The organism is Pantoea sp. K16 (genome assembly GCF_048452805.1).
GTDB lineage: Bacteria > Pseudomonadota > Gammaproteobacteria > Enterobacterales > Enterobacteriaceae > Pantoea > Pantoea agglomerans.
In genome coordinates this window covers 65,964-88,427 of record NZ_JBLWNV010000016.1, presented here as the reverse complement: position 1 = coordinate 88,427, position 22,464 = coordinate 65,964, and the positions used below count along the sequence as shown (strand labels likewise).

At 54.6% G+C, this 22,464-nt stretch carries 26 protein-coding genes; 12 read left to right on the top strand and 14 right to left on the bottom strand.

Annotation, left to right across the window (positions count from 1 at the left end):
* The first annotated feature begins 11 nt into the window (after nucleotides 1-11).
* The 3 genes from hslV to rraA all read left to right on the top strand — a co-directional run bounded on the left by hslV (nucleotide 12) and on the right by rraA (nucleotide 2,534).
* Nucleotides 12-542: an ATP-dependent protease subunit HslV gene (gene hslV / locus ACK13D_RS19410; protein WP_010258174.1), complete on the top strand. Its 531-nt coding sequence runs from the start codon at nucleotides 12-14 to the stop codon at nucleotides 540-542.
* Between the two features lie 10 nt (nucleotides 543-552).
* Nucleotides 553-1,890 carry an HslU--HslV peptidase ATPase subunit gene (gene hslU / locus ACK13D_RS19405; protein WP_010258177.1) on the top strand — a complete coding sequence of 446 codons (1,338 nt, stop codon included), beginning with the start codon at nucleotides 553-555 and terminating at the stop codon, nucleotides 1,888-1,890.
* A gap of 158 nt (nucleotides 1,891-2,048) precedes the next feature.
* A complete protein-coding gene (gene rraA / locus ACK13D_RS19400) occupies nucleotides 2,049-2,534 on the top strand; it encodes a ribonuclease E activity regulator RraA (protein WP_009088032.1) in 486 nt (161 codons plus the stop codon).
* Between the two features lie 53 nt (nucleotides 2,535-2,587).
* Here rraA and zapB read toward each other — a convergent pair whose 3' ends face one another.
* A complete protein-coding gene (gene zapB, locus ACK13D_RS19395) occupies nucleotides 2,588-2,827 on the bottom strand; it encodes a cell division protein ZapB (RefSeq protein WP_003851242.1) in 240 nt (79 codons plus the stop codon).
* 405 nt (nucleotides 2,828-3,232) lie between these two features.
* Between zapB and ACK13D_RS19390 the strand changes: the two genes are divergently transcribed.
* From ACK13D_RS19390 to glpX, 3 genes are all read left to right on the top strand, one after another.
* The gene (locus ACK13D_RS19390; protein ID WP_010258182.1) at nucleotides 3,233-4,087 is read left to right on the top strand and encodes an MIP/aquaporin family protein; all 855 of its coding nucleotides are present in this window, start codon (nucleotides 3,233-3,235) and stop codon (nucleotides 4,085-4,087) included.
* Nucleotides 4,088-4,117: 30 nt separating this feature from the next.
* Complete coding sequence (glpK, locus tag ACK13D_RS19385; RefSeq protein WP_010258184.1) at nucleotides 4,118-5,629, top strand: glycerol kinase GlpK; 1,512 nt, start codon at nucleotides 4,118-4,120, stop codon at nucleotides 5,627-5,629.
* Nucleotides 5,630-5,725: 96 nt separating this feature from the next.
* A complete protein-coding gene (glpX, locus tag ACK13D_RS19380; protein ID WP_010258186.1) occupies nucleotides 5,726-6,736 on the top strand; it encodes a class II fructose-bisphosphatase in 1,011 nt (336 codons plus the stop codon).
* Here the strand turns inward: glpX and emrD are convergent.
* On the bottom strand, nucleotides 6,726-7,919 hold the full coding sequence (gene emrD, locus ACK13D_RS19375; RefSeq protein WP_418796993.1) for a multidrug efflux MFS transporter EmrD: 1,194 nt from the start codon (nucleotides 7,917-7,919) through the stop codon (nucleotides 6,726-6,728). The two genes, glpX and emrD, sit on opposite strands and share 11 nt — an antisense overlap.
* A 273-nt stretch (nucleotides 7,920-8,192) precedes the next feature.
* Here emrD and fpr point away from each other — a divergent pair, with 273 nt between their 5' ends.
* The gene (gene fpr / locus ACK13D_RS19370; protein ID WP_033786469.1) at nucleotides 8,193-8,939 is read left to right on the top strand and encodes a ferredoxin--NADP(+) reductase; all 747 of its coding nucleotides are present in this window, start codon (nucleotides 8,193-8,195) and stop codon (nucleotides 8,937-8,939) included.
* On the opposite strand, the gene ACK13D_RS19365 is transcribed toward fpr, so the two are convergent.
* The gene (locus ACK13D_RS19365) at nucleotides 8,930-9,364 is read right to left on the bottom strand and encodes a DUF805 domain-containing protein (protein WP_010258192.1); all 435 of its coding nucleotides are present in this window, start codon (nucleotides 9,362-9,364) and stop codon (nucleotides 8,930-8,932) included. The genes fpr and ACK13D_RS19365 overlap by 10 nt on opposite strands.
* A gap of 98 nt (nucleotides 9,365-9,462) precedes the next feature.
* On the opposite strand from ACK13D_RS19365, the gene ACK13D_RS19360 reads away from it, so the two are divergent.
* Together ACK13D_RS19360 and tpiA are read left to right on the top strand one after the other, a co-directional pair.
* A complete protein-coding gene (locus tag ACK13D_RS19360; protein ID WP_045139511.1) occupies nucleotides 9,463-10,053 on the top strand; it encodes a DUF1454 family protein in 591 nt (196 codons plus the stop codon).
* 120 nt (nucleotides 10,054-10,173) lie between these two features.
* Nucleotides 10,174-10,941: a triose-phosphate isomerase gene (gene tpiA, locus ACK13D_RS19355; protein WP_010258199.1), complete on the top strand. Its 768-nt coding sequence runs from the start codon at nucleotides 10,174-10,176 to the stop codon at nucleotides 10,939-10,941.
* Nucleotides 10,942-10,968: 27 nt separating this feature from the next.
* Here tpiA and ACK13D_RS19350 read toward each other — a convergent pair whose 3' ends face one another.
* From ACK13D_RS19350 to cpxP, 6 genes are all read right to left on the bottom strand, one after another.
* Nucleotides 10,969-11,742 (bottom strand): CDP-diacylglycerol diphosphatase, encoded by a 774-nt coding sequence (locus tag ACK13D_RS19350; RefSeq protein ID WP_187511602.1) that lies wholly within the window; start codon nucleotides 11,740-11,742, stop codon nucleotides 10,969-10,971.
* Between the two features lie 162 nt (nucleotides 11,743-11,904).
* Nucleotides 11,905-12,894 carry a sulfate ABC transporter substrate-binding protein gene (locus ACK13D_RS19345; RefSeq protein WP_010258203.1) on the bottom strand — a complete coding sequence of 330 codons (990 nt, stop codon included), beginning with the start codon at nucleotides 12,892-12,894 and terminating at the stop codon, nucleotides 11,905-11,907.
* Nucleotides 12,895-13,037: 143 nt separating this feature from the next.
* Entirely contained in the window at nucleotides 13,038-14,000 is a 963-nt protein-coding gene (gene pfkA, locus ACK13D_RS19340) for a 6-phosphofructokinase (RefSeq protein WP_003851263.1), read from the bottom strand.
* Between the two features lie 207 nt (nucleotides 14,001-14,207).
* Nucleotides 14,208-15,110: a CDF family cation-efflux transporter FieF gene (gene fieF, locus ACK13D_RS19335; RefSeq protein ID WP_010672078.1), complete on the bottom strand. Its 903-nt coding sequence runs from the start codon at nucleotides 15,108-15,110 to the stop codon at nucleotides 14,208-14,210.
* Nucleotides 15,111-15,349: 239 nt separating this feature from the next.
* Complete coding sequence (locus ACK13D_RS19330) at nucleotides 15,350-15,505, bottom strand: con-10 family general stress protein (RefSeq protein WP_010258211.1); 156 nt, start codon at nucleotides 15,503-15,505, stop codon at nucleotides 15,350-15,352.
* A gap of 455 nt (nucleotides 15,506-15,960) precedes the next feature.
* On the bottom strand, nucleotides 15,961-16,470 hold the full coding sequence (gene cpxP, locus ACK13D_RS19325; RefSeq protein ID WP_010258214.1) for a cell-envelope stress modulator CpxP: 510 nt from the start codon (nucleotides 16,468-16,470) through the stop codon (nucleotides 15,961-15,963).
* Nucleotides 16,471-16,618: 148 nt separating this feature from the next.
* Between cpxP and cpxR the strand changes: the two genes are divergently transcribed.
* Genes cpxR through trmL form a run of 3 tightly spaced genes read left to right on the top strand, consistent with a single transcriptional unit; the run spans nucleotide 16,619 to nucleotide 19,202 of the window.
* Nucleotides 16,619-17,317 (top strand): envelope stress response regulator transcription factor CpxR, encoded by a 699-nt coding sequence (cpxR, locus tag ACK13D_RS19320; RefSeq protein WP_009088062.1) that lies wholly within the window; start codon nucleotides 16,619-16,621, stop codon nucleotides 17,315-17,317.
* Nucleotides 17,314-18,693: an envelope stress sensor histidine kinase CpxA gene (gene cpxA, locus ACK13D_RS19315; protein WP_010258221.1), complete on the top strand. Its 1,380-nt coding sequence runs from the start codon at nucleotides 17,314-17,316 to the stop codon at nucleotides 18,691-18,693. The genes cpxR and cpxA overlap by 4 nt, the downstream gene beginning before the upstream one ends.
* A 35-nt stretch (nucleotides 18,694-18,728) precedes the next feature.
* On the top strand, nucleotides 18,729-19,202 hold the full coding sequence (trmL, locus tag ACK13D_RS19310; RefSeq protein WP_010258223.1) for a tRNA (uridine(34)/cytosine(34)/5-carboxymethylaminomethyluridine(34)-2'-O)-methyltransferase TrmL: 474 nt from the start codon (nucleotides 18,729-18,731) through the stop codon (nucleotides 19,200-19,202).
* Here trmL and cysE read toward each other — a convergent pair.
* The 5 genes from cysE to ACK13D_RS19285 form a co-directional block, all read right to left on the bottom strand.
* Nucleotides 19,199-20,020 carry a serine O-acetyltransferase gene (gene cysE / locus ACK13D_RS19305; RefSeq protein ID WP_010258225.1) on the bottom strand — a complete coding sequence of 274 codons (822 nt, stop codon included), beginning with the start codon at nucleotides 20,018-20,020 and terminating at the stop codon, nucleotides 19,199-19,201. The genes trmL and cysE overlap by 4 nt on opposite strands.
* A gap of 68 nt (nucleotides 20,021-20,088) precedes the next feature.
* Nucleotides 20,089-21,105, bottom strand: coding sequence for an NAD(P)H-dependent glycerol-3-phosphate dehydrogenase (gpsA, locus tag ACK13D_RS19300; RefSeq protein WP_187515571.1), 1,017 nt, complete (start codon nucleotides 21,103-21,105; stop codon nucleotides 20,089-20,091).
* Nucleotides 21,105-21,575, bottom strand: coding sequence for a protein-export chaperone SecB (secB, locus tag ACK13D_RS19295; protein WP_010258229.1), 471 nt, complete (start codon nucleotides 21,573-21,575; stop codon nucleotides 21,105-21,107). Before secB ends, gpsA begins: the two co-directional genes overlap by 1 nt.
* Nucleotides 21,576-21,613: 38 nt before the next feature.
* Nucleotides 21,614-21,868 carry a glutaredoxin 3 gene (grxC, locus tag ACK13D_RS19290; RefSeq protein ID WP_010258231.1) on the bottom strand — a complete coding sequence of 85 codons (255 nt, stop codon included), beginning with the start codon at nucleotides 21,866-21,868 and terminating at the stop codon, nucleotides 21,614-21,616.
* A 19-nt stretch (nucleotides 21,869-21,887) separates the two neighbouring features.
* Nucleotides 21,888-22,319, bottom strand: coding sequence for a rhodanese-like domain-containing protein (locus ACK13D_RS19285; RefSeq protein ID WP_010258234.1), 432 nt, complete (start codon nucleotides 22,317-22,319; stop codon nucleotides 21,888-21,890).
* Nucleotides 22,320-22,464: the final 145 nt, after the last annotated feature.

The following is a 22,464-nucleotide window of genomic DNA, read 5'->3' as shown; positions in this document are numbered from 1 at the left end:
GGGGTCTGCCCGTGACAACAATAGTAAGTGTACGACGCAACGGCCAGGTAGTGATTGGCGGTGATGGCCAGGCTACGCTCGGCAATACCGTGATGAAAGGCAACGTTAAAAAAGTGCGTCGTTTATACAACGATAAAGTGATTGCCGGATTTGCTGGCGGCACCGCAGACGCCTTCACCCTGTTTGAACTTTTCGAACGTAAACTGGAAATGCATCAGGGCCATCTGGTGAAAGCTGCGGTGGAACTGGCTAAAGACTGGCGTACTGACCGTATGCTGCGTCGCCTTGAAGCCTTACTGGCCGTCGCAGATGAATCAGCTTCACTGATCATCAGCGGTAACGGTGACGTCATCCAGCCTGAAAACGATCTGATCGCCATCGGCTCCGGTGGGCCTTTCGCCCAGGCAGCGGCACGTGCGCTGCTGGAGAATACCGAGATGGGCGCGCGCGACATCGTCGAAAAGTCGCTGAATATCGCGGGTGATATCTGCATCTACACTAACCACAACGTTAATTTCGAAGAATTAACGTCTAAGTCGTAAGGGTATAAATATGTCTGAGATGACTCCTCGCGAAATCGTCAGCGAACTGAACCGCTTTATCATCGGCCAGGAGAGCGCTAAGCGCGCCGTGGCTATTGCACTGCGTAACCGCTGGCGCCGCATGCAGCTCGACGAAGAGCTGCGCCATGAAGTGACCCCTAAAAATATCCTGATGATCGGTCCGACCGGTGTCGGTAAAACCGAGATCGCGCGTCGTCTGGCTAAGCTGGCCAATGCGCCGTTTATCAAAGTAGAGGCGACCAAATTTACCGAAGTCGGTTATGTCGGTAAGGAAGTTGACTCTATCATTCGTGACCTGACCGATTCGGCCATTAAGATGGTGCGCAGTCAGGCGATTGAAAAGAACAAATATCGTGCCGAAGAGATGGCGGAAGAGCGCATTCTTGATGTGCTGATTCCACCAGCAAAAAACAACTGGGGCCAGTCAGAGCAGAGCGCTGAACCCTCTGCAGCACGCCAGTCGTTCCGCAAGAAGCTGCGCGAAGGCCAGCTGGACGATAAAGAGATTGAGATCGACCTGGCCGCCAGCAGCCCTGGCGTCGAAATCATGGCCCCTCCGGGCATGGAAGAGATGACCAGCCAGCTGCAGTCAATGTTCCAGAATCTCGGCGGCCAGAAGCAGAAAGCCCGCAAGCTGAAGATCAAAGAAGCGATGAAGCTGCTGATCGAAGAAGAAGCGGCCAAACTGGTTAACCCGGAAGAGCTTAAGCAGGACGCGATTGATGCCGTTGAGCAGCACGGTATCGTGTTTATCGATGAGATCGACAAAATCTGTAAGCGCGGCGGCCAGAATGCCGGCGGCCCGGATGTCTCACGCGAAGGCGTTCAGCGCGACCTGCTGCCGCTGGTGGAAGGCTGCACCGTCTCCACCAAGCATGGTATGGTGAAAACAGACCACATTCTGTTTATCGCCTCAGGCGCGTTCCAGGTTGCCAGCCCATCCGATCTGATCCCGGAACTGCAGGGTCGTCTGCCCATCCGTGTTGAGCTGCAGGCGCTGACCGTGAACGATTTCCAGCGCATCCTGACCGAGCCGAATGCCTCGATTACCGTGCAGTACAAAGCGCTGATGAATACCGAGGGCGTGAACATTGAGTTCACCGAAGAGGGTATTCGCCGGATCGCTGAAGCCGCATGGCAGGTCAACGAAACCACCGAAAACATCGGTGCGCGCCGTCTGCATACTGTGCTGGAGCGTCTGATGGAAGATATTTCGTATGACGCCAGCGATCGTCATGGTGAATCCGTTACCATCGATGCTGACTATGTCGGTAAACATCTGGATGAACTGGTGGCTGACGAAGACCTTAGCCGCTTCATTCTCTGATCCACTGATTCAGCGCTTTTCAGAAGCCCAGCCCACCCGGCTGGGCTTTTTTATGCATGTTCTTGATCGAACGATGCTTTTTTCATACTGATGATTTTGCCAACAATCTGCATATAGCGATATACTTACCCTTCCTGTGGCAAACAGACGAAACCCTTATGAAATACGATACATCTGAACTCTGCGATATCTACCATGAAGAAGTGAATGTTGTTGAACCGCTTTTTTCAAACTTTGGTGGGCGCACTTCATTCGGTGGTCAGATTACCACAGTGAAATGCTTTGAAGACAACGGCTTACTCTACGATCTGCTGGAAGAGAATGGCCGGGGTCGGGTACTGGTGATTGATGGCGGCGGCTCAGTGCGCCGTGCACTGGTGGATGCGCAGCTGGCACGTCTGGCGGCAACCAACGAGTGGGAAGGTCTGGTGATTTACGGTTCGGTACGCCAGGTTGATGAGCTGGAAGAGCTGGAGATTGGCATTCAGGCGATTGCCGCGATTCCGGCAGGCGCTGCGGGTGAAGGGATTGGCGAAAGCGATGTGCGCGTCAATTTCGGCGGCGTCACCTTCTTCTCCGGCGACCATCTCTATGCCGACAACACCGGTATCATTCTGTCAGAGGATGCGCTGGACCTCGAATAGGCCAGACATGAAAACGGGTGCCTGAGCACCCGTTTTTCACATCAGCTGAGGCTTCAAACCTCTTCCATTTTTCCCAGCAATGCACGCAGACGTTCCTGCCACACGTGTTGCTCTTCTTTCAGGTGCTGATTTTCACGCATCAGCGCATCGTGGTTGCCCGCGACTTGTTGCGCATCGTTACGCAGTGAGTTGTTCTGCTCTTTCAGCTCTTCGATTTCCATCTGCAACAGGGTGATGGTATCAATCGCCTGCTGTACTTTCGCTTCCAGTTTCTCAAACACTTCAAATGACATCTTTCTGACCTCTCCTAAATTCCTGCAAGGCGTTGATGATGCCAGCTTAAGCCAGCAACGTTGTCCCGATTGTATGTAGCCTCACCCCGCAAGTCCAGCAACGCGGCCGCTGCGGGCGTAGTCTGTAACACTTTTCAGCCAATCCCTGAATTTACGCTGCGCTTACTGCGACGGCTTTCTGGTACGGGTGCGTTATCCCCGTCATCAGGCGCGAATATTGGCTAAGGAAAGCCAGAATACGCGAAAACGCGCATTTTTATGACACAGTACACAAAAAACGATTTCGCTATTTCTCGTTTATGTTCGTTAACGATAAATTCACACCAGCCCTACATTAAAGCTGGGTGCCTCATGGAATGAGAACAAAAACTGATAAAATTTAACCTCGCTTCAGGAACCACTATTATGAGTCAGACAACTAACACGCTCAAAGGTCAGTGTATTGCCGAATTTCTGGGGACAGGCTTGATTATTTTCTTTGGCGCAGGCTGTGTGGCTGCATTGAAACTCGCCGGTGCCGCCTTCGGTCAGTGGGAAATCTGCATCATCTGGGGTCTTGGCGTTTCCATGGCCGCCTACCTTACCGCAGGCATTTCGGGCGCGCACCTGAACCCGGCAATCACCGTTGCACTCTGCCTGTTTGCTAATTTTGAAGGACGTAAAGTTCTGCCTTATATCGTATCGCAGATTGCCGGTGCCTTCTGTGCCGCGGCGCTGGTATACGGTCTCTACTACAGCCTGTTTTTTGATTATGAGCAGAGCCACCAGATGGTGCGCGGCACGGTTGAAAGTCTCGACCTGGCAGGCATCTTCTCAACCTACCCTAATCCACATATCGGTGTCGGCCAGGCCTTCCTGGTTGAGATGGTCATCACTGCAGTATTAATGGCGGTCATTATGGGTCTGACGGATGACGGCAACGGCATTCCACGTGGCCCACTGGCTCCACTGCTGATTGGCCTGCTGGTTGCGGTTATCGGTGGCTCAATGGGTCCTCTGACCGGCTTCGCCCTTAACCCGGCTCGTGATTTCGGACCGAAGATCTTCGCATGGCTGGCAGGCTGGGGTAACGTTGCCTTTACCGGTGGTCGTGACATCCCTTACTTCCTCGTGCCGATTTTTGGCCCGCTGGTCGGTGCCTGCCTGGGTGCAGTAGGTTATCGCACACTGATTGGTCGCTACCTGCCAGGTACCGCCCAGGAACCTGCAAGCGTTCCAGCAGACAAACCGGTTGCACGCGCTCAGCAGCGTAAAGCGTAAGTTTCACCTTTTATCATCAGGACAGAATTTATGACTACCACAGATAAAAAATATATTGTCGCGCTCGATCAGGGCACAACCAGCTCCCGCGCCGTCATTCTCGACCACGACTCTAATATCGTCGCGGTATCGCAGCGCGAATTCACCCAGATCTACCCGAAAGCGGGCTGGGTTGAACATGATCCAATGGATATCTGGGCTTCACAAAGCTCAACGCTGGTTGAAGTGCTGGCCCATGCCGACATCCGCTCTGATGAGATTGCGGCAATCGGTATCACCAACCAGCGCGAAACCGCTATCGTCTGGGAAAAAGAGACCGGTAAGCCGATCTACAACGCCATCGTCTGGCAGGATCCCCGCACCGCCGACTACTGTCACAAACTGAAGAAAGAGGGTCTGGAAGAGTATATCCAGCACACCACCGGTCTGGTGATTAACCCTTACTTCTCCGGAACCAAAGTGAAGTGGATCCTGGATCACGTTGAAGGCTCACGTGAGCGTGCAAAACGTGGCGAGCTGCTGTTTGGTACCGTCGATACCTGGCTGGTCTGGAAAATGACCCAGGGCCGCGTGCATATCACCGACTATACCAACGCCTCCCGTACCATGATGTTTAACATCCATAAGCTGGAGTGGGATCAGCGTATGCTGGATATCCTGGATATCCCGCGTGAAATGCTGCCAGAAGTGAAGTCCTCTTCTGAAGTCTATGGTCAGACCAACATCGGTGGTAAAGGCGGTACACGTATTCCAATCGCCGGTATTGCCGGTGACCAGCAGGCTGCGCTGTATGGCCAGCTCTGTGTTCAGCCTGGCATGGCGAAAAACACCTACGGCACCGGCTGCTTTATGCTGATGAACACCGGTACTGAAGCGGTAACTTCAACGCACGGCCTGCTGACCACTATCGCCTGTGGCCCGCGCGGTGAAGTGAACTATGCACTGGAAGGGGCTGTGTTTATCGGTGGCGCCTCTATTCAGTGGCTGCGCGATGAGATGAAGCTGATCAGTGAAGCTGCTGACTCTGAATACTTTGCGATGAAAGTGAAAGACACCAACGGCGTTTACATGGTGCCTGCTTTCACCGGCCTGGGCGCTCCTTACTGGGACCCGTATGCCCGTGGTGCTATCTTCGGCCTGACCCGTGGTGCTAATGCTAACCACATCATCCGTGCGACGCTGGAGTCTATCGCTTATCAGACGCGCGACGTGCTGGAAGCGATGCAGAACGATGCCAACACCCGCCTGCAGGCGCTGCGTGTGGATGGTGGTGCGGTTTCCAACAACTTCCTGATGCAGTTCCAGTCGGACATCCTCGGCACCCGTGTTGAGCGTCCGGAAGTGCGTGAAGTCACCGCGCTGGGTTCTGCTTATCTGGCAGGTCTGGCTGTTGGCTTCTGGCAGGATCTGGATGAAGTCCGCTCTAAAGCAGTTATTGAGCGTGAATTCCGTCCAAGCCTGGAAACCACCGAGCGTAATTTCCGTTATGCTGGCTGGAAAAAAGCTGTAGCCCGCGCCCAGGCGTGGGAAGAACAAGAGTAATATCAATGCCCGCGACCGTTGCTGTCGCGGGCCTTTTCCCCGCTCCACTGCCCCGCTGTGTTACACTGCCCGCCTGTTTTTTGTCAGGTAGATGCCATGAAACGAGAACTTGCCATTGAATTTTCCCGCGTAACCGAAGCTGCCGCCCTGGCAGGCTATCACTGGTTAGGACGCGGCGACAAAAATGCGGCTGACGGCGCGGCTGTCCATGCCATGCGTCATGTCCTGAACTCCATTGAAATCGACGGTCAGATTGTGATCGGTGAAGGCGAAATCGACGAAGCTCCGATGCTCTATATCGGTGAAAAAGTCGGTACCGGCCGCGGCGATGCGGTCGACATTGCGGTCGATCCGATTGAAGGCACCCGCATGACGGCGCTTGGCCAGGCTAATGCGCTGGCGGTGATGGCCGTAGGCGATAAGGGCAGCTTTCTGCACGCACCCGACATGTACATGGAAAAACTGATTGTTGGCCCCGCTGCGCGTGGAGAGATCGATCTTGACCTGCCGCTGGAAACCAACCTGCGTAACATCGCCATCGCGATGAATAAGCCGCTATCACAGCTAACCGTATCGATTCTGGCAAAGCCGCGTCATGACGCAGTGATCAGTCAGTTGCAGCAACTGGGCGTGCGGGTGTTTACCTTCCCGGATGGCGATGTCGCCGCCTCCATTCTGACCTGCATGCCGGACAGCGAAGTGGATGTGATGTATGGCATCGGCGGCGCACCGGAAGGCGTGGTCTCTGCGGCGGTGATCCGCGCGCTGGATGGGGATATGCAGGGCCGGTTACTGGCGCGTCACCACGTGAAAGGCGACAGCGCTGAAAACCGTCTGCTGGGTGAGCAGGAGCTGCAGCGCTGCGCAGAGATGGGGATTGAAGCGGGCAAAAAGCTGATGCTGAATGAGATGGCACGCAATGACAACGTGGTGTTTGCCGCCACCGGCATTACCAGTGGCGAACTACTGAAAGGCATTACGCGTCAGGGCAATATCGCCACCAGCGAGACCCTGCTGATTCGCGGTAAATCACGCACCATCCGCCGTATTCAGTCGATTCACTATCTCGACCGTAAAGATCCGGCGCTCCATCCCTTTATCCTGTAACCGGCTGGTTGCCGCGCTCCGGCTGACGTGAGAGCGGCAACCAGCAGAGCAGCATCACCAGCGCCGTGAAGAACATCAGCATGCCAAGGCTGAACTGATCGCGCTGCGGCATCATGGCTGACAGCCACGCCACCAGGCCCGATCCCAGATTCTGCATCCCGCCAATCAGCGCGCCCGCGCTACCCGCCAGCCAGGCATAAGGCTCCATCGCGCCTGAAGTCGCCAGCGGGAACAGCATGCCAGCCCCAAAGAAGAACAGCGCAGCCGGGACCAGCAGCGTCCAGATATTCATCACGCCGAACCATGCCGGGATCCACATCAGGATGCCCGCCAGCAGGCAGCTATTTACGCCCCACCACATCAGACTGTGCCATGAACCCTGCTCGCGACCGGCAAACCAGGCACCAAAAAACGCTGCCGGAATCGGCAGGATGAACAGGATGCTGACGGTCAGGCTGTGCAGGCCGAGCACGCCGCCCAGCAGAACGCCACAGCTCGACTCAAATACCGCAATCCCGGCCAGCGCGCCAATCAGCAGCACAATGTAGCGAACGAAATTCGCGTCGCTGAGCAGGCGGGCGTAGCGTTTAAAGAAAGGTGTCATTTCCGCACTCTGCGGTCGGGTCTCCGGCAGCCAGCGTGCCATTGAAACGGTTACCGCCAGACAAAGCAGCAGCAGAAAGGCAAAGCAGGCGTGCCAGCCAAAGAGCTGCGTCAGCAGTGCACCAATCACCGGCGCCAGCAGCGGGCTGACCAGAATGCCCATATTAAGCAGGCTGTTAGCGCGGCGCAGTGCGTGCCCCTCGTAGAGATCGCGCGGCATGGTGCGGGCCATCACGCCAGCTACGCCGGTGCCCAGTCCCTGAACAGCGCTGCCGAACACCAGCATATCGAGCGACGTCGCCATCAGTGCTGTGATTGCGCCGATCATAAAGATCATCATGCCCGCCAGGATCACCGGACGACGACCGATGCTGTCTGACAGCGGGCCATAGATCAGCTGGGATCCGCCATAGGTCATCAGATAGGCCGCCATCACACGCTGCAGCGCGCCATCCCGCACATTCAGAACATCCGCCATCACCGACATCGCCGGGACGTAGATAGTCTGTGCCATCTGCCCTACTGCCACCAGCACAATGAGCATCACCAGCAGCGGGCGATTTTCGAGTTTAGTCATCATGATTATGCAAAATTTCTTTCTGTGAAAGGAGGTTAAAACAGCGGTTCACCCGCCAGTCATCTTGTTATGGCGGGCAAAATATCAGGATTAGATGACAAAGCGAGAGGTAAGCGAAAAGGTCCCGGCTTGCGCCTGTCAAGTTTATGGGCCAGCCTGTAAAGACAAAGTAACAGTTTGTCGATTAGAGCTTTTGCCCCGGCGCAGGCTGGCAATCTCACCGGGCAGCCGCGAAAATAGTGACCTGCCTGAATAATCAACAACCAGGGAGTGATTATGGCTGAGTGGGTCAATGCTGAAGTAAAGGAAGTGAAAAACTGGACGGATGCGCTGTTCAGTCTCCGGGTAAAAGCGCCCATCGATCCCTTTATCGCCGGGCAATTTGCCAAGCTGGCACTGGAAATCGACGGTGAGCGGGTACAGCGCGCTTACTCTTACGTCAATGCGCCGAAAGATGATCTGCTGGAGTTCTACCTGGTCACCGTGCCAGAGGGCAAACTGAGTCCACATCTGCAGACACTTCGGCCTGGCGATCAGGTGATGGTCACCAAAGAAGCGGCAGGATTCTTTGTGCTGGATGAAGTCCCTGAATGCAAAACCTTATGGATGCTGGCAACCGGCACCGCTATTGGCCCCTACCTGTCGATGCTACAGCAGGGCGAAGGGCTGGATCGCTTTGAAAACATCGTGCTGGTCCATGCTGCCCGCTATGCGGCCGACCTGAGCTTTTTGCCGCTGATGCAGCAGCTGCAACAACATTATCAAGGCAAGCTGCACATCCAGACGGTGGTGAGTCGCGAAGAGATCGCCGGTTCGCTGACTGGCCGGGTCCCGGCGTTGATCGAAAACGGTGAGCTGGAGCGCGCCACCGGGTTAAGCCTGGATGCCGACAGCAGCCATGTGATGCTGTGCGGCAACCCGCAGATGGTGCGTGATACCCAGCAATTACTGAAAGAGACGCGCGAGATGCGCAAGCACCTGAAGCGTAAGCCGGGCCATATCACCAGCGAACATTACTGGTGAGCCGTTTGCCGGTATCTCACCGGTTGAGTCGCGGTACCAAACCGGTTAGCGCCGGGGGTACCGCGAAAGAGACCGAGATCGAGCAGCAGGCCAGCCAGTAACACAAACGGAATGGCGCGACCCAACAGCCAGGGCAGTATGCCGTCCAGCATGCTCCAGTTCCCTGCCACCAGCAGCCAGGCAACAATCACCAGAAATCCCCAGTAGCCGCGGCGATTACGATCGTGCAACCGTTTAACGATAACCGCGCTGGCGGGCCACAGCAGGCAGACCACGCCAAAGGCCGCCATCTGAGTATCAAGCCAGTCGTTAGCCGCTAACGCGAATAACAGGGTTGTTGTCAGCAACCAGACCGCCTGCCAGATCCAGAAATCACGTCGTCCCAGCCGGCCGCGCCAGGAAAAACACCATTGTTGTAACGTCATGCATTATCATCCAGAGAGAAGAGAACCGCTGCGGTTTTGACCTCGCGGATAAAAACCGTTTTAATTTGCGCCTGAGTTTACGGGTTAGGATCGACAAAATGAAGAATTTGCCTGGCGCACTGCTGTTATCGTTTGCGCTGACGGTTCCGGTCTTTGCCGCCGATCCGCCACCGCAGGATCGGGCCGATGCGTTGCCCACCGCCCCCTATCTGCTGGCGAGCGCCCCCACCTTTGATATGACTATCGGCCAGTTCCGCGAAAAGTATAATCAGGCCAACGGGGCGCTGATGCTGCCGGAATATCGCGCCATTGATAATCGGGGCGACAAAAGCACCCTGACGCGCGCCGCCAGCAAAATCAACGAGACCCTCTATGCGTCTACCGCGCTGGAGCCCGGTACCGGCAAAATTAAGACGCTGCAGATTACCTGGCTACCGTTGCCAGGCCCGGATCAGAACGCCTCACAGCAAAAAGCGCTGGCCTACATGACCGCCATGTTGCGCTTCTTTGTACCGGGACTGAGCGCCGATGAGGGACGTAAAAAGCTGGAGGGTTTGCTGAAGCAAGGTAAGGATTTACCCTACTTTGCGCAGGTCGAGGGCGCGTTGCGTTTTGTGGTGGCTGACAACGGCGACAAGGGGCTGACCTTCGCCATTGAGCCGGTCAAACTGGCGCTCGCCAGCCCCTGATGATGAGGCCGAAAATGACGAAAAGCAAAGCCATCGCTACATTTGATCTCTATACTGTCTGGCAGACAACGCTGCCAGCTGGCAGCGATTTTTCATGTATCGCTTTATGCGGAGGATAGAATGCGACATCCACTGGTTATGGGTAACTGGAAGTTGAATGGCAGCAAGCAGATCACAGCTGAACTGATCGCCGGTCTGCGCAAGGAACTGTCTGGCGTTGAGGGTTGTGGCGTCGCCATTGCACCGCCAGCTCTCTATCTCGAGCAGGCAAAACACGCCATCTCCGGTAGCCACATCGCACTGGGTGCGCAGAACGTAGACGTTAACCTGTCTGGTGCGTTTACCGGTGAAGTTTCCGCAGAAATGCTGAAAGATATCGGCGCGAAATATATCATTATCGGTCACTCAGAGCGCCGCACTTACCACAAAGAGAGCGACGAATTCATCGCGAAGAAATACGCGGTGCTGAAGTCAGTGGGCCTGGTACCGGTGCTGTGCATTGGTGAAACCGAAGCGGAAAACGAAGCGGGTAAAACCGAAGAAGTCTGCGCTCGTCAGCTGGATGCCGTTCTGGAAACTCAGGGCGCCGAAGCGTTTAAAGATGCGGTCATCGCGTATGAGCCAGTCTGGGCCATCGGTACCGGCAAATCTGCCACCCCTGCTCAGGCTCAGGCCGTTCACAAATTCATTCGTGACCATATCGCGAAGAAAGATGCGGCTATCGCAGAACAGGTCATCATCCAGTACGGCGGCTCAGTTAACGATAAAAATGCGGCTGAGCTCTTCACCCAGCCTGACATCGATGGCGCGCTGGTTGGCGGTGCCTCACTGAAAGCGGACGCTTTCGCTGTGATCGTTAAAGCTGCTGCGGCTGCAAAAAGCGCCTAAGCAGTAAACGTACCGATTAAAGGCGGCTTAAGCCGCCTTTTTTATGGGCGCTATCAGCTGACAGGCGTGATCCTGTACCTCCTCCGCCGAACCGCTGTTCAGCAGCAGCCAGTTTCGCTCTAGCGCCATCAGCACCAGTCGTCCATCACTTAATTCAGCCAGTGCCAGCCCATATTTCCCCATCTCGCTGCGCGCCTGTGGCCGCTCATCGGCCAGTCGGATAAACGCACTCTGCCGGGTCAGCTCGTCCGGGGTCAATGCACGCAGCCAGTAGCGATGCTTACGCAGCGTGATGCTCTGCCACCGCCCGCTAAGCTGCGGCGTCAGCTGATCAAGCTGCTGACGCACATCGGGTCGCAGGCAGGAGATATGAATATGGAGCTGATTCTGCGTGCGGCCATACTGTGAATTGATAGCCAGTGACAGGACCCGATCATCAATAGGTGAGCCGCGTCGCTGCGCAAGCAGAGTCCGCTCATCCCAGGCAAGGGCAAAGTAGTTGGGCGTAGCGGATTGCAGTAACCGCGGGCTTTCGATGCCGGTGATCCTGTCGAGCGGGATCAGCAGATACTGCAACGGCCCGTGCATATCTTTCAGCATGGCATAGCGATGCCGCTGATCGACGCGCTGACAGGGCGCAGGTTCTCCACCACTCTGCTGGTGAGGCAGACATTTCTCGCTGACGATCTGCCACAACGCATCACTGTTCTTTTTGAAATGCAGTGCGGCAGCGAGCATCCCCGCAATGACCAGTACCAGCAGAACCGCAACCAGGCGGGTTGCACGACGATGTGTCGGCATAACAACGCTTCCTGAATGGCTTAGCAGCCTGCATCCTCGCCTGGCGAGAAAAAAATGTCACGGGGAATTCTGGCAGATAACCCAGCGGCTGGGCGGAGAAGGAGAAAAGGCGTGGTTGTGGAGGATAAGCGGTCAGCGCAGGGATGCGCTGACCGCAGCGCATTACGGTTTCATGACCTGGTCATAGCTGCCGCCATCGGCGAAGTGGGCTTTCTGAGCCTGTGTCCAGCCACCAAACTTGTCCTGAATGGTAAACAGCTTCACTGGCGCAAAGGTGCTGGCGAATTTCTTCGCGACTTCAGCATCACGCGGACGGTAGTAGTTCTGTGCAGCGATAGTCTGGCCTTCTGGCGAGTAGAGGTATTTCAGATAAGCGTCGGCGACTTTACGCGTCCCCTTTTCATCTACCACTTTATCGACCACCGACACGGTCGGTTCCGCCAGAATCGATTCGCTCGGAGTGACAATCTCGAACTTGTCTTTGCCCAGCTTGTTAACCGCCAGATAGGCTTCGTTTTCCCAGGCGATCAGCACATCACCAATCCCGCGCTCAACGAAGGTGTTGGTTGCGCCGCGTGCGCCGGAATCCTGCACTTCAACGTTTTTAAACAGCGCTCTGACGTAAGCCAGCGCTTTAGCCTGATCGCCGTTGTTATGATCCAGCGCCCAGCCCCAGGCCGCCAGATAGTTCCAGCGTGCGCCGCCGGACGTTTTCGGGTTAGGGGTGATAACAGATACGCCTGGCTTCGTCAGGTCGCTCCAGTCATGGATGCCTTTAGGGTTATCTTTACGAACCAGGAAGACAATGGTCGAGGTGTAGGGCGCAGAGTTGTCCGGCAGACGCTGAATCCAGTTTTTATCAATACGACCGCGTTCTGCAATGGCATCAACATCCGATTGCAACGCCAGTGTGACTACATCCGCCCGAATGCCGTTAATCACGGAGGTTGCCTGCTTACCGGAACCGCCATGCGACTGACGGACCACGACATTATCGCCGGTTTCCTGTTTGTAGTGCGCACTGAACGCTTTGTTGTACTGTTCGTACAGCTCACGCGTTGGATCGTAGGAAACGTTTAACAGCTGAATGTCTTTCGCCAGAACGCTGGTTGAGGCCAGCAACAGGGTAACGCCGATACTCCACTTGTTCATTACGCACTCTCCCAATGTCGTTATGGGCTAAGCGTGACATAAACCAATACAGAGCTAAAAGAATTAAAAATAAGCTGTTATAACCATGGGGAATATAGAGGCGGGGTGCCGGGGCGCGCCAGGTCGCACACCCCGAAGAGGAATTAATAGAGTTTTTTCGCGGTGTCGAGCCAGTCGCGTTTGAACGGACGCTTCATATTTTCAATGGCGTCGACGATGTCGTGATGCACCATCTTCTCGTTCTGAATACCGACGCAACGGCCGCCGTAACCCTGCATCAGCAGTTCAATGGAGTAGGCACCCATGCGTGAGGCCAGAATACGGTCATACGCACAAGGTGCACCGCCACGCTGAATGTGGCCCAGAACGGTAGAACGGGTTTCACGCTTGGTTTCTGTTTCGATGAAACGCGCCAGATCGTCGATATCGCAGATGTGCTCGGTAATCGCCACGATAGCGTGCTTTTTACCTTTGGCGATGCCCGCTTTGATTTCCGCTACCAGCTCTTCACGAGTATACGGGAACTCAGGCAGTACGATGAACTCACAGCCACCCGCAATGGCGGCCGCCAGTGTCAGATCGCCACAGTAGCGACCCATCACTTCCACAATCGAAATACGCTGATGCGATGAAGAGGTATCACGCAGGCGGTCAATCGCTTCAACCACGGTTTCCAGCGCAGTGAAATAACCGATAGTGTAATCCGTTCCGGCAACGTCGTTATCGATGGTGCCTGGCAGACCAATGCACGGGAAGCCCATTTCAGTCAGGCGCTTAGCTCCCATGTAGGAACCGTCACCACCAATAACAACCAGCGCATCAATGCCGCGCTTTTTCATGTTCTCAATGGCAACCTGACGCACATCTTCATTACGGAATTCAGGGAAGCGTGCTGAGCCCAGGAAAGTGCCGCCGCGGTTAATCATGTCGGAAACGCTGTAGCGATCAAGATTGATCATGCGATCTTCGTACAATCCCAGGTAACCGTCATAGATCCCAAAAACTTCCAGTCCTTCACTCAGCGCGGAACGCACCACGCCACGAATAGCTGCGTTCATGCCTGGGGCGTCACCGCCGCTGGTTAATACACCAATTTTTTTGATCATGACAACCTCTGGATTGTTCAAAACTAAGGGTTAATCCTGCCTGTCGATCGCTGCTGAAGCTCATTTTACGACTCGCGCGACACGTGATGGCAGATAGTATATCAAAGGCTTGCTGCTGAATTGATTCAGGTCAGACAACTTTTCACTATTTTTTGCAGCAATGTTAGCGTTACGTCATCCCTGCCGTATCGATTTGATTCATTTAAGTTAAAAACCTAAAGAATCCTCTCTCTCGAACGGTACCACAGAACAGGGATCCTGATGGATAATTACGTCTGACCCGGGAAATTCTTTGCGTAACGCCTTCTCAACCTGATCGGCTACCCGATGCGCCTGCACCAGTGGCAGCTGATCTTCCAGTTCCAGATGCAGCTGAATAAATTTGGTCGGCCCGGACTGACGGGTTCGCAGATCGTGAACGCCCTGCACCTGCGGCCAGTTTGTCGCAAGCGTCAGGATTTGCTGCCGTTCCTCTTCCGGTAACGCGCGATCCAGCAATGACTGAACCGCCTCGTAGCCCATACGCAGTGCGCTGTAGAGAATAAAAATACCAATGCCCAGCGCAAACAAGGCATCCGCCCGGGCAAAGCCATAGCTGCTCAGCACCAGCGCAATCAAAATAGCGCCATTCATGATGACGTCGGACTGATAGTGCAGCATGTCAGCCCGGATCGCCTGGCTGCGGGTTTTACGAACCACCCAGCGCTGAAAGGCCACCAGCACCAGCGTTGAGCTCAGCGCCACCACGGTCACTACAATACCGACGCCGGGCGCCCGCAACTCATTGGGCGTCGCCAGATGCTGCAGGCCGGTCAGAAACAGAAACAGCGCCGACCCGGAAATAAACATACTTTGCGCCAGCGCTGCCAGCGACTCCGCTTTGCCGTGCCCGAAAGTATGATCTTCGTCAGCAGGCTGCAGTGCATAACGCACCACCAGCAGATTGGTCAGCGAGGCGGCGATATCCACCAGTGAATCCACCAGAGAAGCCAGTAAACTCACCGAACCGGTGTACCACCAGGCAAAAATTTTCACGAGCAACAGCACAGACGCAAGAATGGTCGCGCCGAGCGCAGCACGCTTTACCAGTCGGCCATAAGAGGGTTGCATGCCAGGTTCCCTGTGCGGCATCAGTGAAGATGCGCACCAAAATGAATGAATGGCTCAAGTTTAACATCGGGAGGCGGGCACTGCTTAGCGGGTCGATCAACGGATCAGGCTTTTTTGGGAAGGCGCGACAGGTACAAAAAAACAAGCCCCGGCCTCTGTGGGAGGACGGGGCAAAGTGTCATACACATCAGTACCAGGCCACATTCAGGCCCTGGTCCGGGCTGAGAAAGGGCCGACGACTACTTTTTGCCGCCTTTTTTCCCGGCTTCTGATGCTTTTTCACGATCGTTTTTGAAATTTCCGCCGCCGCTACTCTGGCCGCCTTTCTTACCGGCTTCAGACGCTTTTTGCGGATTATCTGCGAAATTACCTGAACCACCACGATGCTCTGCCATAACTTACTCCGTTAATAGATTCATTCAGGACTACATAATGTGGTTGCTGCTCCCTGAGACTTCGCAAAGACACTTAACTTCCCTGCAGTGACAGGATTAAGTGTAGAGGGTGCGCCTGAACCGGCAAGCGTAACGCGGGGGATTTATCTCATTGAAAAATATAATTAAAGCTTTCTATACCTGCCTGTAATTCATTCACTTTCAGTGAGTTATAATATTTAACAGGCGGTCAAACCCTTACCGGTACGCTTAAATTTAAGTCATGACCTGAATAGTAAGGAATCGGTGAGACTTACCCATAAAAGCTCAACAAGCGCTAATCAAACAAAGGTTTTATTGCGGAGTGATGATTCCAGTCAAAATAAAAAAAGTGAAAAAAAGATAAAAAAAACCCCCACCATCATGGCGGGGGAAGACAGGGATGTGTCTATGGCAAGGAAAACAGGGATACTATGTTACTGGTTACTGCTGGTACTACTCACTGCCTGCAGCGATGACGCTGACTGCAAATTCGAAAACTGTCGCAGCTCATTAAGTCGCCGCTGGTAATTCTGCTGTAACGCCGACTGCTGGGCTGGCGTTAGCAGCTGGAACATTTGATTCTGTACACGCGCCATCTCGACCTGCTGTTCAACCTGAACTCTGGCGATCACTTCCGCCTTCTCGCGGATGGCCGCTTCGTTAAACTGGTCTGCAGTCACTAACTCATGTAGTGCTGCGATATCGTCAATATGGACGACCGGGCGCTCATGTCGGGCCTGTTGCATCAGGTCTCGCATCTGCTGACGTTGCTCTTCAGTCAGCTCGATGCCATCGAACATGTGGCTTTGCGGATTTTGCGTCATACTGCCTGTCGGCAATCCGCCATGATGCATCTCGTCAATCGTCGTCGCATCTTTAGCACCTGCGCTGGCGACACTCAGAGCCATCGCTGAGGCAAGGACGACGGCGGTTAATTTGCGCATCGTGTACTCCAGTTCGTTCCGTTTTGCGATTCAACGAGAGCCAGTGTACGGCGACAGCTGCAAACATCCGTCAGGGGGTGTAAAACTACGTAAAGCGATGGATAGGTGCGCCAGGAACACGGTATTTTGCCTGCGGAGGGCTACAAAAATGAATAAAATCCTGTTGGTAGATGACGATCGCGAATTAACTTCGCTTTTAAAAGAACTGTTAGAAATGGAAGGGTTTGAAGTGGTGGTAGCCAGCGATGGTGAACAAGCGCTGAACCTGCTCGATAACTCAATTGATTTGCTTTTACTGGATGTCATGATGCCGAAGAAAAACGGTATCGACACCCTGAAAGAACTGCGTCAGCAACATCAAACCCCCGTCATCATGCTAACGGCGCGCGGCAGCGAGCTGGATCGCGTACTGGGCCTCGAACTGGGCGCAGATGACTATCTGCCTAAGCCGTTTAACGATCGTGAACTGGTGGCGCGTATCCGCGCTATTCTGCGGCGCTCAAACTGGAGTGAACAGCAGCAGCAACACGACAATAGCTCGCCCACGCTGGAAGTGGACTGCCTGCGTCTCAATCCTGGCCGTCAGGAGGCCAGTTTTGATGATGTGACGCTGGATTTGACCGGCACGGAGTTCACCCTGCTCTATCTGCTGGCGCAGCATCTGGGCCAGGTGGTGTCGCGTGAGCATCTGAGTCAGGAAGTGCTGGGCAAACGTCTGACGCCTTTTGACCGCGCTATTGATATGCATATCTCCAATCTGCGTCGCAAGCTGCCTGAACGCCGTGACGGCCATCCGTGGTTCAAAACCTTACGTGGCCGCGGCTATCTGATGGTTTCGGCATCATGATTGGAAGTCTGACCACCCGTATCTTCGCCATCTTCTGGTTGACGCTGGCGCTGGTGTTGATGCTGGTGCTAATGGTGCCCAAGCTCGATTCACGACAGATGACCTCGCTGCTGGAAAGTGAACAGCGGCAGGGAATCATGATTGAGCAACACGTCGAAGCAGAGCTGTCACAGGATCCCCCTAACGATCTGATGTGGTGGCGTCGTCTGTTTCGGGCAGTGGAAAAGTGGGCACCGCCGGGTCAGCGGCTGCTGTTAGTCACCAGTGAAGGTCGGGTGATCGGCGCGCAACATAACGAAATGCAGGTTATCCGCAATTTTATCGGCCAGTCAGACAATGCCGATCATCCGCAGAAGAAGAAATATGGTCGTGTTGAGCTGGTAGGGCCTTTCGCCGTTCGGGATGGCGAAGATAACTACCAGCTTTACATGATTCGTCCCGCCAACAGTTCCCAGCTCGATTTCGTGAATCTGCTATTTGACCGTCCCCTGTTACTGCTTATCGTCACTATGCTCATCAGCTCACCGCTGCTGCTCTGGCTGGCCTGGAGCCTGGCTCGTCCGGCACGTAAGCTGAAATATGCTGCCGACGAAGTCGCAAGCGGAAACCTGCGTCAGCATCCGGAACTGGAATCGGGCCCACAAGAGTTTCTGGCGGCGGGTTCCAGCTTTAACCAGATGGTCAGTGCGCTGGAGCGGATGATGACCGGTCAGCAACGTCTGTTATCAGATATCAGCCATGAGCTTCGTACCCCGCTCACCCGTCTGCAACTGGCTACCGCGCTGCTGCGTCGACGCCAGGGTGAAGGCAAAGAGCTGGGCCGCATTGAAATGGAAGCACAGCGTCTTGATGGCATGATTAACGATCTGCTGGTGCTGTCGCGCACCCAGCATAAAAATGCGCTGGTCAGCGAAGCGATGAAGGCGAATCAGTTGTGGAATGGGGTGCTGGAAGATGCCCGTTTCGAAGCGGAGCAGATGGGCAAGAAGATGGATATCCCCTATCCGCCTGGCCCGTGGCCGCTTTATGGTAACCCCCATGCGCTGGAGAGTGCGCTGGAAAATATCGTACGCAATGCGCTGCGCTATTCCCACACCCATATCAGCGTCAGCTTCTCCGTCGATATTTCCGGCATCACGGTACACGTTGATGACGATGGTCCAGGCGTGAGTCCGGAAGATCGTGAACAAATTTTCCGGCCTTTCTACCGTACCGATGAAGCACGCGATCGCGAATCAGGCGGCACCGGTCTTGGCCTGGCGATTGTTGAAACGGCAGTGCAGCAACATCGCGGCTGGGTTAAAGCGGATGACAGCCCATTGGGCGGCCTGCGTCTGACCCTCTGGTTGCCGCTCTACTCCTCCGCTCGTCAATAATTTGTTATGCTTCGGCCCCTGTCATCGGGGGCCTTATGCTTAACATTGTCTTGTTTGAACCAGAAATTCCGCCGAATACCGGCAATATCATCCGCCTGTGTGCCAATACTGGCTTTCAGCTTCATCTGATTCAGCCGCTTGGTTTTGCCTGGGATGACAAGCGTTTACGCCGCGCCGGGCTGGATTACCACGAATTTACTGCCATTAAATTCCACGCCGACTATCAGGCGTTTATCGCCTCAGAGTCGCCTGAGCGTCTGTTTGCGCTGACGACCAAAGGTACGCCCGCACACAGTGCCGTAGCGTATCAGGCTGGCGATTATCTGCTGTTTGGCCCGGAGAGCCGTGGACTTCCGGCTGAGATCTTAGCGGCGTTACCGGCTCAGCAGAAAATCCGTATCCCGATGAAAGCGGAAAGCCGCAGTATGAATTTGTCGAACGCCGTCTCGGTGGTGGTCTATGAAGCGTGGCGCCAGCTTGATTATGCGGGCGCGCTGATTAAAGACTAGATGCCGTCACCAAACTGAAAACCCGCCAGGCTGCCATTAAAGTGCTGATCCATATCCATCGACGGCTTTTCACTGCCTGGCTTACCAACGATTCGCGCGGGTACGCCTGCTGCAGTGGTGTGCGGCGGCACGGGCTGTAACACCACCGAACCGGCACCGATTTTGGCTCCCTTGCCAACTTCAATATTGCCCAGGACTTTCGCACCGGCACCAATCATCACCCCTTCACGGATTTTCGGGTGACGATCGCCGCTGGTTTTGCCGGTTCCGCCCAGCGTAACCGATTGCAGGATCGAGACATCATTCTCAACCACGGCGGTTTCACCAATCACAATGCCTGTGGCATGGTCGAGCATGATGCCGTGGCCGATGTTGGCGGCGGGATGAATATCGACGGCAAAGGAGACAGAGATTTCATTCTGCAGATAAACCGCCAGCGCGCGCCGGCCTTCATTCCACAGCCAGTGGCCAATGCGGTAGGCCTGTAAGGCGTGAAAACCTTTGAGGTAGAGCAGCGGCGTGGAGTATTTATCGACTGCCGGGTCACGCTGGCGCACCGCCTGAATATCGTACGCCGCTGACATAATCATCGACGGATCTTCACGGTAGGCTTCTTCAACGATTTCACGAATGGCGATGGCGGGCATAATCGGGTTAGCCAGCTTGTTGGCCAGCATATAACTCAGTGCACTACCGAGATTTTCATGCTTGAGCAATGTCGCGTGGAAGAAGCTGGCCAGCATCGGCTCACAATCAGCCAGGGCGCGCGCTTCTGCTTTGATATTATTCCAGACCAGTTCTAACTCATCAGACGACATTGCTGTTTTCTCCCGATAAAAAAAGCGCCTGAATGGGCGCTGCAGGTGATGATGCTACGCGTCCTGCGTTAGCCAGTGCTGTTTTCGTCCTTCCTTGTTCGTCCCAGCAGACTCAATGCTGCATCTCTCGCCGGCTTTTCGCAATACAGCACCTGATAAATCTGCTCGGTGATCGGCATTTCCACACCAAAACGGGCTGCCAATGCTTTGACTTCTTTGGTGTTTCTGTAACCTTCTACAACTTGTCCGATAATGCGTTGCGCGCTATCTACATCCTCGCCCTGGCCCAGCATCATGCCAAAACGACGGTTACGCGACTGATTATCGGTACAGGTCAGCACCAGATCGCCCAGACCCGCCATCCCCATAAAGGTGGTGGGATCGGCACCCAGCGCGGCGCCCAGCCGGCTCATTTCAGCCAGACCACGGGTGATCAGTGCGGTACGTGCATTCGCGCCAAAACCAATCCCGTCAGAGATCCCGGCACCGATAGCAATCACGTTTTTTACCGCGCCGCCCAGCTGTACGCCGATGAAGTCAGGGTTGTTATAAACGCGGAAGCTCTTACCGCAGTGCAGCTTCTGCTGCAGATCCTCAGCAAACTGCGCATCCGTTGCGGCCAGCGCGATAGCCGTCGGTAATCCGGCTGCCAGCTCTTTCGCAAAGGTCGGTCCGGAGATTACAGCCAGCGGAATGTCATCGCCGACAATTTCCCGCGCCACATCCTGCAGCAGACGGCCGGTCTCTTTTTCCAGCCCTTTGGTCGCCCAGACAATACGCGAGTCTGACCGCAGATGAGGCTTGATCTGCTGCAGCACCTCGCCAAACACATGACTCGGCACCACGATCAATAAATCGCGGCTGGCAGCAATAGCTTTGGTCAGATCAGGTTCAAGAGAAAGATGGTCGGGGAACGGGACATCAGGCAGGAAAGCGGTGTTGCAACGGTCAGTCTGAAGCTGCGCCAGATGCGCCGGGTTATGTCCCCACAACAGCACCGGATGGCCGTTGCGGGCCAGCGTAATCGCCAAAGCGGTGCCGTATGAACCGGCACCGATGACGCTAATCGAAGCGTGAGTTGTCATCAGGCATCCTGATGTGGTTCAGCACCTTCTTCACCTTGCTGCTGCTGCAGGTAGTTCATGAACAGCGCATCAAAGTTAACCGGTGCCAGGTTCAGCTGCGGGAAGGTACCACGTGATACCAGGCTGGTAATGCATTCGCGTGCGTACGGGAACAGGATGTTCGGGCAGTATGCGCCCAGGCAGTGTGCCATCTGCGTTCCTTCAATACCGCTGATGGTGAAAATACCGGCCTGCTGAACTTCACACAGGAAAGCGGTCTCTTCGCCCACGGTGGCGGTTACAGTCACACGAAGTACCACTTCGTAAACTTCGTCAGCCAGCTGAGAAGATGCAGTGTCCAGATCCAGTTTAACGTCCGGTTCCCACTCTTTCTGGAAAACCTGCGGTGCATTTGGCGCTTCAAAAGAGATGTCTTTGGTGAATACGCGCTGAATCTGGAATTGCATTTCGTTGGTGTTATGTTCTGACATGTGACCAAATCCTATGTATGAGATTGTCCGGCGTAAAATTACGCCTGCAGTAAGGGATCTAAACCTTCGCGATTATCGAGTGCGAATAAGTCGTCGCAGCCACCAATGTGCTGCGCATCAATAAAAATCTGAGGCACGGTGGTGCGGCCGCTACGCTTGATCATCTCTTCGCGTTTCGCCATGTCTCCATCAATGGGGATCTCCTGAAACGATACGCCTTTTTGCGTTAACAGCGCCTTCGCCCGATGGCAGTAAGGACAGGTCGCCTTGGTATACACTTCAACATTTGCCATGATCAGCACCTCTGTAAGATTATTTGCCGCGAACTAACGGCAGATTTTCGCCGCTCCAGCCACTGATACCATCTTTCAGCACTGAAACCCGCTCAAAGCCGGCCGCGCTGAGATGCGCAGCAGAATCACCCGCGCTTTGTCCGGTTGCACACACCACAATTATGGGCTGCGCTTTATGCTTTGCCAGTTCGTCGATGTTGCCTTTTTTAATCTCAGCGGCTGCGACATTCAGCGCACCTGAAATATGGCCTCTGCGGAAATCGTCGCGCGAACGCACGTCTACAACTACCGCGTCCTCTTTATTAATCAGGCGGGTTGCTTCACCGCGACTGATCGTTTTTACCTTAGAGAACATTCCTTTAACGGTAGTCACAATCACCAGAACGAGTAAAACGACCCATGCCAGACTCAGGATGGGGTGATTGCTTGCAAACTGCATAATTTCTTGCATGAGGGGTAACGACTCCAGACCGGGCTAATAAGCTAAAACAAGGGTTCTGAGTATACCTGCGCCACTTCGCATGTACAGATGCTATGCGGCCAGAGTATCGATTTGTGCTTCATTTTCCAAAAAAAGTGGCTGAATAGCAAAAATG